The organism is Marinitoga sp. 38H-ov, assembly GCF_011057715.1.
In the GTDB taxonomy this organism is placed as follows: Bacteria; Thermotogota; Thermotogae; order Petrotogales; family Petrotogaceae; genus Marinitoga.
Genome location: NZ_LNGH01000036.1, coordinates 18,562 through 33,317 on the forward strand (window position 1 = coordinate 18,562; position 14,756 = coordinate 33,317).

The window sequence follows — 14,756 nt, forward strand, 5'->3', positions numbered from 1 at the left end:
CACTCCTTATGACAATGTATTTACTAAGTCGATTAATTTTGGATCTAATACTTTCTTTTCGCTCAATACTTTTTCTAATGGAACTGTAACTGTTTGTCCTTTTTCTAAAGCAACCATTGTACCAAATTTACCATCTATTAAGAAATTAACAGCAGCATATCCCATTCTAGAAGATAGTATTCTATCAAATGCTGTAGGAGAACCACCTCTTTGAATATGACCCAAAATAGTTATTCTAGTTTCATACCCAATTTTATTTTCAAAATGTCTTGCAACAGAATATGCGCTTGCAGCACCTTCTGCAACAACAACAATACAATTTATTTTTCCTCTTTTTCTTTCTTGCCAAATTTTATCTGTTAATTCATTGTAATCTACAGGGATTTCTGGTATTATAACAGCTTCGGCGCCAACAGATAAACCTGACATTAAGGCTATATATCCTGAACCTCTTCCCATAACTTCAACTATAAATGCTCTTTCATGTGAAGAAGCAGTATCCTTTAATTTTTGCATTGCATCAACTGCGGTATTTAAACATGTGTCAACACCTATAGCCATATCAGTATGAGGAATATCATTGTCTATTGATGCAGGAATTCCAATAACTGGTACGTTATGTTCTTCATATAATAGCTTTGCACCTGTTAAACTACCTTCACCACCAATTACAATTAAACCGTCTATTCCTAATTCTTTTAAATTATTAGCTGCAATTTTTCTAATTTCAGGATTTTTAAATTCCGGAACTCTAGCTGTTCTTAAAATTGTTCCTCCTTTTTCCATTATTCCGCCAACTGAAGAATAAGTTAATTGAGTAAAATCTTTATCTAATATACCAGCATAACCTTTGTAAAAACCAATAACTTCAATATTTTTAGATGCAGCTGTTCTTGTTACAGCTCTTACTGCAGCGTTCATTCCAGGAGCATCTCCACCACTGGTAATAATTCCTATTTTTTTCATTTTCTCTCCCTCCTTATATTATTAAGCGCGAAAATCTATGAATATATGAAATTTTTTTCATTTATTACCGTTTATTGTAATTATACCATGTTTTTTATAAAATTTCTTTTCTTTATAAATACAAATTTTAGATGTATAATACAATTGGGAAAGAGGTGAGATAAATGTGGAAAGAGATAAAAAGTTATGTAAATGATTTTGAAGCACAGATGATAAAGCAACTTTTGGAATCAGAAGGAATAACTGTTTTAATTAGATCTCCTAGAGAAATTGGAGTAGGTAGAGAATTTTTTGGTAATGGTACAATAATGAATGTTTATGTTGATGAAAAAGATTATAATAAAGCAATAGATATATTAAATAATAAGGAGGCAGAGTAATGGGAAATTTGAAAAGGACCCCACTATATGAAGAACATGTTAGATTAGGAGCAAAAATGGTTCCTTTTGGTGGTTGGGAAATGCCAGTGTGGTATACAACATTAAAAGATGAACATCATACAGTAAGAAATAAAGTAGGTGTTTTTGATGTTTCACATATGGGTGAAATAGATATTAAAGGAAAAGATGCTATAAAATTTGTAAATTATATAATCACTAATAATGTTGAAAAATTAAAACCTGGAGAAATTGTATATTCACCTATGTTAAATGAAAATGGTGGAATAATAGATGATTTATTAGCATATAAATATTCAGATGAACATGTATTATTAGTAGTAAACGCTTCTAATATAGAAAAAGATTATAATTGGATAATAAAACAAGCTGAAAAATTTGATGTAGAAGTAAAAAATATTTCCGATGAAACAGCACAAATTGCTGTTCAAGGTCCAAAATCAGAAGAAATGTTACAAGAAATTTCAGGGGTTGATTTGAAAGAAATTTCATATTATAATTTCACTGAAGGTAGAATAAACGGTATTCAATGTTTAATATCAAGAACAGGGTATACAGGTGAAGATGGTTTTGAAATCTATTTTGATAAAGAAGCTGCAGTTCCTTTGTGGAGGAAATTAATTGAATTATTAAGTAAATATGATGGTAAACCTGCTGGATTAGGTGCTAGGGATACATTAAGATTAGAAGCAACTTATTTATTATACGGAAATGATATGACTGATGAAATTACACCATTAGAAGCAGGGTTAAAATGGGCTGTAGATATGGAAAAAGATTTTATCGGTAAAGAAATATTATTAAAAGAAAAGGAAGTAGGTATAAGAAGAAGATTAAAAGGAATAGAAATGTTAGAAAAAGGTATTCCAAGACATGGGTATAAAGTTTTTGTTGGTGAAGAGGAAGTTGGATTTATAACAAGTGGGTCTGTTTCACCAACATTAGATAAACCAATAGCATTAGCAATGCTTGATAACCCTTATTACAAAAAAGACACAGAAGTTGAAGTTGAAATTAGAGGAAAAAGAGTAAAAGCAAAAGTAATAAAAACTCCATTTTATAGAGGTAGTGTAAAAAATAGAAAATAACTTAGGAGGGTATGAGAATGAAAAAATTTACAAAAACTCACGAATGGGTAGAAGTAGAAGGAAATATTGCTACAATAGGGATCACAACTCATGCTGCTGAAGAATTAGGTGATGTTACATTTGTTGAATTGCCAGAAGAAGGTAAAGAAGTAAAAAAAGGTGAAGTACTATGTGCTGTTGAATCAGTTAAATCAGCTAGTGATGTTTACTCTCCAATTTCAGGAAAAGTTATTGAAGTTAACACAGAATTAGATGCATCTCCAGAAATTATTAATGAAGATGCAGAAGGAAAAGGTTGGATTGTTAAATTAGAAATTACAGATGAAAGTGAATTAGATGAATTATTAACAGAAGAAGACTACAAAAACTTATTATAACTTTAGGCCCGGGTTTCCGGGTCTTTGAAATTTTAAGAGTGAGGTGAATTAAGTGAAAAGATTTCCATATATTCCCCATACAGAAGAAGATATAAAAGAAATGATGAAAGTAATAGGTATTGATGATATAAAAGAGTTATACAAAGATGTTCCTAAGTTGTTTGAAGGAGAATTAAATATTCCAGAATCAAAATCTGAAATAGAAGTAAAAAGAGAATTAAAAGAATTAGCAGGTAGAAATATAAATTTAGAAGAATATGCAATGTTTAGAGGTGCAGGGATATATAAACATTATGTTCCTTCTGCTGTATATCAATTAGCTACAAAAAGAAATTTTATAACAGCATATACACCTTATCAAGCAGAAGTGTCTCAAGGTACATTACAAGCATTATATGAATTTCAAACAGCTATTTGTGAATTAACAGGAATGGAAGTTGCAAATTCATCTATGTATGATGGAGGTACTGCAGTTGCAGAAGCTATTTTAATGGCTGCAAGAGTTAATAAGAAAAACAAATCATTAATAGCAAAATCAATACATCCTGAGTATATAGAAGTTTCTAAAACATATACAGAATCGCAAGACTTGGAAATAGAATTAATTAATTTTGATGAAAAAACAGGAAGATTGGATTTGGAAGACTTAAAAAATAAATTAGATGAAAATACTAGTTCTGTGGTTATATCATATCCAAATTTCTTTGGAGTAATAGAAAACATAAAGAAAATAAAAGAAGTTTTACCAGAAAATGTATTATTAATTGTTAATGCTTATCCATTATCTTTAGGATTATTAGAAGCTCCAGGTAAATTAGGTGCAGATATAGTTGTTGGTGAAGGTCAATCATTAGGTAATTACATGTCATTTGGAGGTCCAACATTTGGATTTTTTGCATCTAAACAAAAATATATTAGACAAATGCCAGGAAGAATTATAGGTGAAACAGTTGATGAAGAAGGTAAAAGAGCATTTGTAATGGTTTTACAAACCAGAGAACAACATATAAGAAGAGCAAAAGCTACTTCTAATATTTGTTCTAACCATGCTTTAATGGCAGTTATTGCATCTGTTTATTTAAGTATTATAGGTAGAGAAGGGTTAAAAGAAATTGCATATCAAAATTATCAAAAAGCCCATTATTTAGCAAAAAAATTAATAGAAACGGAAAAATTTGAACCAGTATTTGAAAGTGAGTTTTTCAATGAATTTGTAATAAAACCAAAATTTGATTTAGATAAATTTAATGAAAAATTATTTGAAGAAAAATTTATTGGTCCATTAAATTTAGGGAAATTCTGTGATAAATTAGAAAATTATGCATTGTTCTGTGCTACAGAATTAAATACCAAAGAAGAAATTGATTATTTGATTTCTAAGGTAGGTGAAATAGATGAAATTACTTTATGAAAAATCAAAAAAAGGTAGAACAGCTTTTTCATTGCCGAAATTAGATGTTCCAGAAATGAAAATTGAATTAGAAAATGAATTATTAAGGAAAGAAGAACCTAATTTACCTCAAGTAAGTGAATTAGAGGTTGTTAGACATTATAATGAATTAGAAAGAAAAAATCATTCTGTAGATAGTGGGTTTTATCCTCTTGGCTCTTGTACAATGAAATATAATCCAATGTTAAATGAAGAAACAGCATCAATGTTTAATAATATACATCCGTATTTAGATGAAGAACATGTTCAAGGTGCATTAGAGTTAATGTATAATTTGCAAAAATATCTTGCTGAAATTACTGGTATGGATGCTGTTACATTACAACCTGCAGCTGGAGCTCATGGCGAGCTAGCTGGTATGTTAATTGTAAGAAAATATATAGAAGATAATGGTTTTACAAATAAAACAAAGGTTATTTTACCTGATTCTGCCCATGGAACAAATCCTGCATCTGCAAAAATGGCTGGTTTTGATGTGGTAGAGGTAAAATCAGGTCCTGATGGAAGAGTTGATTTGGAAGAATATAAAAAGGTTATGGATGACTCTGTAGCAGCTATAATGCTTACAAATCCAAATACTTTAGGATTATTTGAAAAAGATATTTTAGAAATAGCTAAAATAGCTCATGAACATAATGCATTATTGTATTATGATGGAGCAAACTTAAATGCAATAATGGGTAAAGTAAGACCAGGAGATATGGGATTTGATATAGTACATGTTAATTTACATAAAACATTTTCCACTCCTCACGGAATGGGAGGACCTGGAAGTGGCCCTGTTGGAGTAAAAGCGAAATTAAAGGATTATTTACCTAAACCAGTGGTTGATATTAATGAAGATGGGAAGTATTTCTTTAATTATGATATACCAAAAAGTTGCGGTAGATTAAGAACATTTTATGGAAACTTTAGTGTAATGGTTAGGGCGTATACATATATTTTGATGATGGGAAAAGAAGGATTGAAATTTGCAAGTGAAATGGCTGTTTTAAATGCAAATTATTTAAGAAAGAAATTAGAAAAAGAATTTGACATTGCTTTTGATGATGTATGTAAACATGAATTTGTTATTGATGGATCTTTCTTAAAAGAATATGGTGTAAAAACATTAGATTTTGCAAAAAGATTATTGGATTATGGAATTCATCCACCAACAATTTACTTCCCATTAATTGTGCATGAGGCTATGATGATTGAACCTACAGAAACAGAATCAAAAGAAGAATTAGATATCTTTGTAGATGTAATGCATAAAATATTAGAAGAGGCGAAAACAGATCCTGATATCTTAAAAGGAGCTCCAAGAAATACACCAGTTAGAAGAGTAAATGAATCTATAGCAAATAAACAATTGAAATTGAGAGGATAGTAATTTGTATTAATTGATAGCGGCTTGGCCGCTATCTTTATTTAGAGGTGAAAATATGGTAAAAAATTTATTAGATATTACAAACCGCATTTAAAATTATTTTTTATAGATTTATTATCTGCATTTACATTATCTGTATTAGGTTTGGCTTATCCGATGATTACTAGAGAAATAATAAATGTAGGAATAAAAGATAAAAATATGGAGTTATTAATAAATTATAGTATTTTATTATTTGTAACATTTATTGTTATGTATTTTTTTGGAATACGTAGTTACATATTGGGGGTATGTATTAGGTTTAAGAATACAATATGATATGAGAAAAGATTTATTTTCTCATTTACAAAAATTAACTTTTAATTTTTTTGATAATTCCAAAATAGGTCATTTAATGTCAAGGATTATAAATGATTTATTTGAAATATCAGAGCTTGCTCATCATGGACCGGAAGATTTATTTATATCTTCAATAAAGGTTATTGGAGCATTTATTATTTTATTGTTTATAAATGTGAAATTAACTCTTATATCTTTTTCTATTATTCCTATAATGATTTATTTTATGATTTATTATAATAGTAAATTAGAAATGGTATTTAAAAAGGCTAAAGAAAAAATAGCAGATGTGAATTCCAGAATTGAAGAATCTTTAGCTGGTATTAGAGTTGTTAAATCATTTACAAATGAAGAATATGAAATAGAAAGATTTAATTATGGAAATGAATTGTTCAAAAATGTCAGAGCTGAAGCATTTAAATATTTACTTTTTATCCGACAGTAAATTTCTTAGGTAACATGGCTATACTTATAATGATGTTTGTTGGAGTAATTTTTGTATATAATGGAGATATAAATATAGGTGATTTTATTGCTTATAACTTTTTTGTGGTACGATTTTTGCAACCGTTAAAAGTATTACTTCGTTTTGTTGAAATGTATCAACAAGGGGCTGAAGGGTTTAGGAGATTTTTAGAAATAATGGCTACTGAACCAGAAATTATAGATAAGGAAGATGCTATTGAATTAAAAAATGTAAAAGGAGAAGTAGTTTTTGAAAATGTAGGTTTTTCATATGATGAAGGTAAAAAAGTATTGCATAATATTAATTTGCATGTATCAGCAGGAGAAACAATTGCTATTGTAGGTCCATCTGGTGGGAGTAAAACAACATTATGTAGTTTAATTCCTAGATTTTATGATATCACTGAAGGAAGCATAAAAATTGATGGGATAGATGTAATAGATATAAAAATAAAATCTTTAAGACAGAATATTGGATTGGTACAGCAAGATGTTTTTCTATTTTCAGGGACTATTAAGGATAATATAAGATACGGAAAAATGGATGCTACTGATGAAGAAATAATACAAGCTGCAAAAGCTGCAAACGCACATGATTTTATTTTAGAACTAATAGATGGTTATAATACATTAATTGATGAAAGGGGTATAAAATTATCTGGAGGTCAAAAACAAAGAATTGTAATAGCTAGAACGTTTTTAAAAAACCCACCTATACTAATTTTAGATAAAGCTACTTCATCTCTTGATAATCAAAGTGAAGCAATAATTCAAAAGTCTATAGAAGATTTATCTAAAAACAGAACAACATTTATAATTGCTCACAGACTTGCAACTGTAAAACATGCTAAGAGAATTATTGTATTAACAGAAAAAGGTATAGTTGAAGAAGGGACTCATGAGGAATTAATGAATAAAAAAGGGGAATATTTTAAATTATATAATGCTCAGTTTGAATCATTGTTAATATAATCCGGCTTTGCCGGATTATATTTTTAGTAAATTTTAAAAAAATCAAGATTGATATTAAAAATTTTTAAGTTATAGTTGACAAAGTTTAGATATTATGATATACTTATTATAGATTTTAAATATTCTGCTTTAAATTATTAAAAAAATAAAAAATATCTTTAAAAATATGGAGGTGAAGAAATGAAATATAAAAAAAGATATAAAAGAAGATATAAAAAAAATTCATATTATGAAGGATTTGATCAAATAGAAGAAATAAAAGATGTATTAATAGAAATGAAAAGGTACTAGGAGTGAAAAGATGAATAATAATCAAAAAAGAAATTTTTTGCTTTTTGTAATTGGTAGAATAGTTTCATTACTAGGTAGTGGTATTCAGATGGTAGCAATGCCATTATATATATTGGATTTAACGGGATCGGGAACAAAAATGGGGTTATTTGCTATGGTGAGCATGTTGCCTGCACTAATAATTGCTCCTTTTGCAGGTGTTTTAGGAGATAGATTTAATAGAAGAAATATTATGGTTATTATGGATTATTTAAGAGGGGTATTGATATTATTTTTAGCATATTTAACTTTTACAAATAAAATTACTTTAGGTATTTTATTTTCTATGCAAGTAATTTTATCTTTATTTGATAGTTTGTTTGGAGCAGCTACTAGTGCAATGATACCAGATCTTGTTCCAGAAAAAGATTTAATGAAGGCAATTTCTGCAACTGAAAGCGCAAGTAGTGCTTCTATGATAGTAGGGCCAGTTTTAGGTGGAGTTATATATGGATTATTAGGAATGAAATGGGTATTTTTGTTAAATGGGATATCATTTATATTATCGGCTTTTAGTGAGATGTTTATTAAATATAGCAAAACAAGTAAGTTAGATTCAAAAATAAATACAAAAATAATATTTGGAGATATTAAAGATTCTATTAAATTTATTTTTGAAAATAATGTTCTAAGAAATTTAATGATAATGGCAATATTTTTAAATTTTTTATTTAATCCAATGTTTGTGGTATTGTTTCCATATACATTTAGGGAAGTAATTGGATTTTCAGCTCAACAATATGGATTATTAGAAACAATGTGGACATTAGGTATAATGATAGGGAATATTATTTTGGGTATATTCTTTTCAAATAGTGAAAATAAGAGATTATTAAAAAATGGGATATATGGAATGGTAGGCATGAATTTGTTATTAGCTTTATTTTTAATTCCGCAAATTAGAAATAATTTTACTATATGGAAAATATTTATAATTGTTGGTACAATAATTACAATTATGGGATTAACAAATGCTTTTGTTAATACTCCAATATCAGTATTTTTTCAAAAAATTATTCCAAATGAAAAAAGATCAAAAATATTTTCTGTAATAGGTGTTTTATTTCAAGCAGCAACTCCAATCGGTATGGCATTAATGGGTTTTTTTGTAGATAAATATGAGGTTCATACATTATTTATCATATTAGCTATATTAATATTATTAGATGTATTAATTTTTTCTAAAAAATTAGATAGTATTGATTTAACTCCTTCCCTTGAAAATTAGTAAAATACCTCCAATTGATCTGAACTCAAAAATGAAACGATAAAAAACACCTCCGAAAGTGATGAAATAAGTAGGAGGTGTTTTTTAATTGCAAAGAAAGGACAGAAGTTTAGGAAGGATTCAGAAGAGTTTAAAGAAGAAGTAGTAAGGGAGAAAAATTATCGTATCAAACAATGGCAAAAATGTATTAATATATAAAACAAGAGAATAAAAAATACAAAAAGAAGGAATGCAGAGAAAAAATCCGAGGTAAATAAATGAATATTTGAGATTATTAAGAAATGGAAAATGAACCTAAAAAAATAAAAATAATGATAAAATAATCTATCCAAATTATGTAAAATAGCGGGATATCGAGGAATAGATACAAAAAAGGAATGAAAAAAGATACAGGAGATTTTAGAAGTATATTTTAAATTTAAAGAAGGATATGGATATAGAAGAAATATATTTGCAAAAAAAATTCAAAAATAATCAATCATAAAAAAATGCTATTTTTTATACTGATAGAGGTTTTCAATATATATAAATTTAGATCAATAATTCAAAGTATTTAAAATTTCTATTGATAATGCATCAATTGAAAATTTCTTTGAAAATCTGAAATGATTATATTCAAGAATAAAAAACAAATATATTGATATTATAGAAAATTACATAATTTCTTGAAAGGTTTCAATCGAGATTAAATAATATGGCCCCAGTATGTACTAGAGCCATGTTGGTAAATTTTTTATTTTTTGTTTTTTTAATTGTACTTCTTTGTTAGAAAATCTACTGTAAACTTCTTTTGAAGTACTGTATCTCCTTTAATTTTTTGTTTTTAAGAATGCTTAATACTGTAATGCCATGCTTTTTTACCCGCAAGTATAAGAACCTTGTTTTCTAAAAATTTTTATATGACAAAGTATATATGTGTTATGTTTGTATCAAAAAACATGATTTCTCATAGCGTCTGATTATTGTATCAATGGAACATTCAAATATGTTGGAGTCGATGTGACTTGAAACAGCGACTCCAAACTATGATTATTATATAACGATTATTCTAAAAATCGATCTAAATTTTAAAATATATATTGCTATATATTTGTATATTAAAAGATAATAATTCAAAATAATCGTGAGGATAGGTAATATTGGACATTTATTTGGAGCTTCTTCGCCTTCGTATATATATATCCACAATTTAGACATATCCATTTTACTTCTTCATCCTTCTTAAATACTTTATTATTTTCAATATTTGATAATAAATTTCTAAATCTTTCTTCGTGATGTTTCTCTATTTCAGCAATCCTTCTAAAAGCATCTGCTATTAAAGCAAAACCTTCTTCAGCTATTTTAGCAAATTCAGGATATAATTTTGTCCATTCTTCATTTTCACCATTTGCAGAATACATTAAATTAGTTTTTGTATCGCTTAATCCTACAGGAAAATCAACCTTAATATCAATAATTTCTCCGTCAAGAGATTCTTTCAAGAATTTAAAGAATATTTTTGTGTATTTTTTCTGAAGTTTCTAAAAAAAGTTAGAGATTTGAATGTATCCTTCCTTCTTACCTACAGAAGCATAATAGGTATATCTATTTCTAGCTTGCGACTCACTCGCAAAAGCTTTCTCTTCTAATGATATATTTCTATATAATCCAATAATCTATCAATAGGTATTGCTTTTCTAACATCATAATCTTCAGATTTACCTACACCTTTAACCAAAACTTTTATTTTTTTATCTGTTACTTCTACTAAAACATATTCTATACTCCATATTCATATTTTTTTGTTTGGGGTAAAATATTTTCCTTTGATTCAGGATAAACTTTTTTAATATAATGTATATAGTTTTTCTATTGCTTATTTTTCCTTCGAATTATTAAAGTATACTAAAACGATAATAAAAATAACCAATAATATTGCATTCAAAATAACTCTTAATAGCATATATTACCTCCTCATATAATTAACGATTTAATAAGATAATTTATATAAAACTTACTCGTAAAATCCAGAAATAATAGTATAAATCCTTTTTATATTTGCTTACCAATATCAAGAAAAAATTTAAAAAGTGAATTATTTTTTCTTTTAGGCATTTTATAAAATTGTTTTACCTTTTCCCATTCTTCAAGTTTGTTTTTTTTAGGCCCATAATAATGATAATTTGAAATACCTTTTCTAAATAAGTATTAATAAAGAAAAATTATATATGATGAAAAAACAAGTGATTTTTAATCCAATGATTTAATCCGTTTTCTGTATAGGAAAATTCGCGCATCATACTCTTTTAGATCTTGCAATTTCATTAAATTCATTTATCATTCCTTACCTTTAAACTTTTTTATATCCTTCATCATTCTTAATGTTTCAATGTGTATAAACATTGATAAACAAAGAATTTTTGCATCAATCATGTATTTTATAATTTCTACAGTGTTAAAAGTAGAATTAGAGACCTACTTATAATCTATGCCATTTTCTAAAATAGTTGATAATCCTATTATTTATTTAAATGATTCCGCATAAGAAAAAGTTGATACAAAAATAACTTTGGTATCATTAAATTTTCATTTTATGTTTAAAAATCTAATTTTTTTTAAATTTTTTGAACAAAAAATTTTTTAATTTCAAGCTTTTTGGCATTAGTTACCGAATTTAATCTTAAATTACATAGAAAGAACTAATATATTTTCATTTATTCCCTGTGAGTTAAATTCTGTTTATTTGTTAGATTATTATTGACTTTTTAAGTCGATTGAATGCAGCTTTATTCTTGATTTCCGATTTTATTACTTGACATTACACTATATGTCTTATTAAACTATTTGACATTAAGCTTTATCATCTTTATCTAATATTTTATTAAACATTTAATTTGCTTTTTAACACTCAAATTTTGTAATATTAATTCTTCTTGTAGCAATTTTTTTAAACTCATCTATATGAGTCACCATAATAACAGCTTTATTATTTTCCATTGCTTCAAATTTTATTTTTGATATAATTTTTTCTTGAGTCATCTTGTCTAAAGCAGTAAAAGGTTCATCTAATACTAAAGCTTTAAAATTTTTTGACATCATTATTGCAAGATATAATTTATTACGAGTTCCTTGTGACAAATTTTTAACTAGTACATCATAATATTGCTCTATGCCAAAAAGTTCTATATACTCTTTTATTTTAGCATCATAATTATGATTTTCATTAAATAAATTTTTGTAAAATTTAATATTTTCACCAACAGTTAAATATTCATATAATGTATCTTCACTCAACACAAAAGAAATATTTTTTATTAAATCCTTATGTTCTAATAAATGCTTACCCTCAAAATAAACGTTCTTACCTCCATTTAATATAGCTCCAATACATTTTAATAAGGTAGTCTTACCAACTCCATTATCCCCTTCAATTAATAAAATTTCACCATTGTTAACTTTAAGATTAAAGTTTTTTAAAATCGGAATATCTTCATAACCAAAAGTTAAATTTCTTACTTCAATTAAACACTCCATTTTTCTCCCCCTAATTCATAAATTTAATTCTTGAAACTATAACTTCTACAATTGCTGCAATAAAAAATAAAATTACTAAAAAAATAATAGACCTTAATATGAATAACCCTAGCTTTATTAATTCACTTAGTAACTTTTCCTCTCTTTTTGTAACTTTTACAAAAGCATTAAATCCACGAATATACAAAACATATGGAATAACAACTGAATATGACATTCCTAAAAGTTCTATTAAACCATGTGGAATCATTTTATAAACAAATATAATCATTGAATGAGAAATCAACGAATTTGATATTGACCCTAACGCAATCACATTTTGAATTAAAACATATAAACCATAAATACCTAATGTTATTAATCCTAAAAAAATATTTTGAATAACCAATACTATATTATGTATAAAAACATTAAAAAAACTAACAGATTTTTCATATATATCAGATACATCTGGTAATTTGCTGATATTTGTACAAAAAGTAATTGTAAAAATTGCTATTAATGATAATATATAAACAAATATTGTAGCTATTGCAATATTTTTATTTCTTACTATTAGATTTTTTAAATATTTTTGTAAAGTCTGCAGAATAATTACCCCTTTCAACAAATTCTAAAATATTATTTCTAATTCTCTGCATTACTAAGTATGTAAAACTTATTGTAATTATTTTAATTGAGCTTATTACTAATACTACAATTGGGATATTAATTTTTTCAAACAGAAGCAAAATTATTATAGTAAATATTAATAACACACTTAGTATTCTAAACATTGCGTTTAAAGGATAAAATTCTTTAGTACCATATTGTAATATTTTTGTTTCGTCTAAATACTTTTCATAATTCTTATAATCCATTCTTGTATATATAAGGTTATTGGTTATATACATCTTAGGTATAAAAATTATTATTAATATAAGTTCTAAAACCAAAAGTATTATAAACCAAATTGGAGCTCCAAGTATTAAAGAAAAGATGAAAATGCCCCCAACTAATAAAATATAAGAAAATGTTTTCATTATATAAAAAAATATTATTTTAGCTTTTAATAATTCTTTAATTTTAACCCCACATGTATTTGCAGTTATTAATGTATTATAGTCTGCAATAAAAGATAAGTTTGCAATCATCTTTACACCAGTTGCTGAATTTATGTCTGTAATTAATAGCATCGATGAAAGTATTAACATAACTATATAAGAATTGTTAAATGGATATTTTAAAAATATTAATATTACTGCAATTAAAAATGCAAAAGATCTGTCTAATATAAATATATAAAAATAATCTTTAAAATTAAATTTATATATAGAAGCAAACAGCGAAAACTCTTTATCTATCATAGTTTTGTAAAAATTATCTAAATTAATAAACTTAAAAGTAATTTTTCTAAATAAACTCAGTAGATAAAAGTTATTAACGCGATACTGATAGTTTTCTTCATAATTATTATATTTACTATTTATATTTTTTAAAGTTCTTAAAGTAATAAAAATTATTATAATATCAAATATAAATATTATAATATTTATATTTAAACTATTTTGAATAATTAAATTTCCAACCTGGTTTAAAGAAAGCATTATATTTTGAAATAAACTATACAAAATATTCTTAGATTTTAATTCTAAGCTAAAAGTAATAAATAATTTAATAAAAAAATCTATGATTAAATAAACGAGTATAGCAGTTGTAGTCATTTCAAATAAATAGCTTAAAAAAGAAAATATACGTTTAATTTTTATATTTCCAATTTGCATTATAAAACTAAGTGAAAGTAATGCTATATATGTTATAATATACATTAAAATAAAAGCTACTATTTGATAAACTCTATAATTTAATACTATACCTAAAATAACTGATAATAATATTACATTATTTTCAATAATGAGATTAATAAACATATTCCCTAATAAAATAACTCTAAACCGTTCCTTTTCATTTGGGATCTCTAAAATGAAATCATTTCTAAAAAACAATTTCCAGTCTCTATTGTCTATCTTTATAAATGTAGATAATAGAGGAATTATAATAATTAAAATGTTTAATGATGGCATTTTTATTAAATATGTTACTAATATAATTGATAAAAATAGCATAAAATAATTTTTTGTAAAATACCATATTCCATAAAGTATCTTATCGATTTTGTAGCTTTTACTGAGAAATTTATATCTTTCATAAAAATAATTTTTATTAAGATTAAAAAAAAGACTAATATATAGCCTAAACACGTTAACTATACTCAT

10 protein-coding genes and 2 pseudogenes are annotated in these 14,756 nt (G+C 25.8%); 7 read left to right on the forward strand and 5 right to left on the reverse strand.

Translation table 11 applies throughout. The features are described 5' to 3' along the window. Positions 1 to 6: 6 nt before the first annotated feature. Positions 7 to 966 carry a 6-phosphofructokinase gene (gene pfkA / locus AS160_RS09020; RefSeq protein ID WP_165147949.1) on the reverse strand — a complete coding sequence of 320 codons (960 nt, stop codon included), beginning with the start codon at positions 964 to 966 and terminating at the stop codon, positions 7 to 9. Positions 967 to 1,130: 164 nt separating this feature from the next. On the opposite strand from pfkA, the gene AS160_RS09025 reads away from it, so the two are divergent. The 7 genes and pseudogenes from AS160_RS09025 to AS160_RS09055 all read left to right on the forward strand — a co-directional run bounded on the left by AS160_RS09025 (position 1,131) and on the right by AS160_RS09055 (position 8,985). Then, positions 1,131 to 1,346, forward strand: a complete 216-nt coding sequence (locus AS160_RS09025; protein ID WP_165147952.1) for a DUF2007 domain-containing protein — start codon at positions 1,131 to 1,133, stop codon at positions 1,344 to 1,346. Beyond that, positions 1,346 to 2,452, forward strand: a complete 1,107-nt coding sequence (gene gcvT / locus AS160_RS09030) for a glycine cleavage system aminomethyltransferase GcvT (RefSeq protein WP_165147955.1) — start codon at positions 1,346 to 1,348, stop codon at positions 2,450 to 2,452. The genes AS160_RS09025 and gcvT overlap by 1 nt, the downstream gene beginning before the upstream one ends. Before the next feature lie 11 nt (positions 2,453 to 2,463). Then, positions 2,464 to 2,829: a glycine cleavage system protein GcvH gene (gene gcvH / locus AS160_RS09035; RefSeq protein WP_346774433.1), complete on the forward strand. Its 366-nt coding sequence runs from the start codon at positions 2,464 to 2,466 to the stop codon at positions 2,827 to 2,829. Between the two features lie 52 nt (positions 2,830 to 2,881). After that, positions 2,882 to 4,240 carry an aminomethyl-transferring glycine dehydrogenase subunit GcvPA gene (gcvPA, locus tag AS160_RS09040; RefSeq protein WP_165147961.1) on the forward strand — a complete coding sequence of 453 codons (1,359 nt, stop codon included), beginning with the start codon at positions 2,882 to 2,884 and terminating at the stop codon, positions 4,238 to 4,240. Beyond that, entirely contained in the window at positions 4,224 to 5,651 is a 1,428-nt protein-coding gene (gene gcvPB / locus AS160_RS09045) for an aminomethyl-transferring glycine dehydrogenase subunit GcvPB (RefSeq protein ID WP_165147964.1), read from the forward strand. The genes gcvPA and gcvPB overlap by 17 nt, the downstream gene beginning before the upstream one ends. Before the next feature lie 69 nt (positions 5,652 to 5,720). Continuing rightward, positions 5,721 to 7,427 (forward strand): annotated as a pseudogene (locus AS160_RS11640) (ABC transporter ATP-binding protein). Positions 7,428 to 7,728: 301 nt separating this feature from the next. Then, positions 7,729 to 8,985: an MFS transporter gene (locus tag AS160_RS09055; protein ID WP_165147967.1), complete on the forward strand. Its 1,257-nt coding sequence runs from the start codon at positions 7,729 to 7,731 to the stop codon at positions 8,983 to 8,985. Positions 8,986 to 10,045: 1,060 nt separating this feature from the next. On the opposite strand, the pseudogene rbr reads toward AS160_RS09055, so the two are convergent. From rbr to AS160_RS09075, 4 genes and pseudogenes are all read right to left on the reverse strand, one after another. Next, positions 10,046 to 10,643 (reverse strand): annotated as a pseudogene (rbr, locus tag AS160_RS11645) (rubrerythrin). A 1,225-nt stretch (positions 10,644 to 11,868) separates the two neighbouring features. Then, entirely contained in the window at positions 11,869 to 12,501 is a 633-nt protein-coding gene (locus tag AS160_RS09065) for an ABC transporter ATP-binding protein (RefSeq protein ID WP_165147970.1), read from the reverse strand. A 10-nt stretch (positions 12,502 to 12,511) separates the two neighbouring features. After that, the gene (locus tag AS160_RS09070) at positions 12,512 to 13,108 is read right to left on the reverse strand and encodes a stage II sporulation protein M (RefSeq protein ID WP_206528157.1); all 597 of its coding nucleotides are present in this window, start codon (positions 13,106 to 13,108) and stop codon (positions 12,512 to 12,514) included. Then, positions 13,044 to 14,606, reverse strand: coding sequence for a hypothetical protein (locus AS160_RS09075; protein ID WP_165147976.1), 1,563 nt, complete (start codon positions 14,604 to 14,606; stop codon positions 13,044 to 13,046). Before AS160_RS09075 ends, AS160_RS09070 begins: the two co-directional genes overlap by 65 nt. Positions 14,607 to 14,756 lie beyond the last annotated feature (150 nt).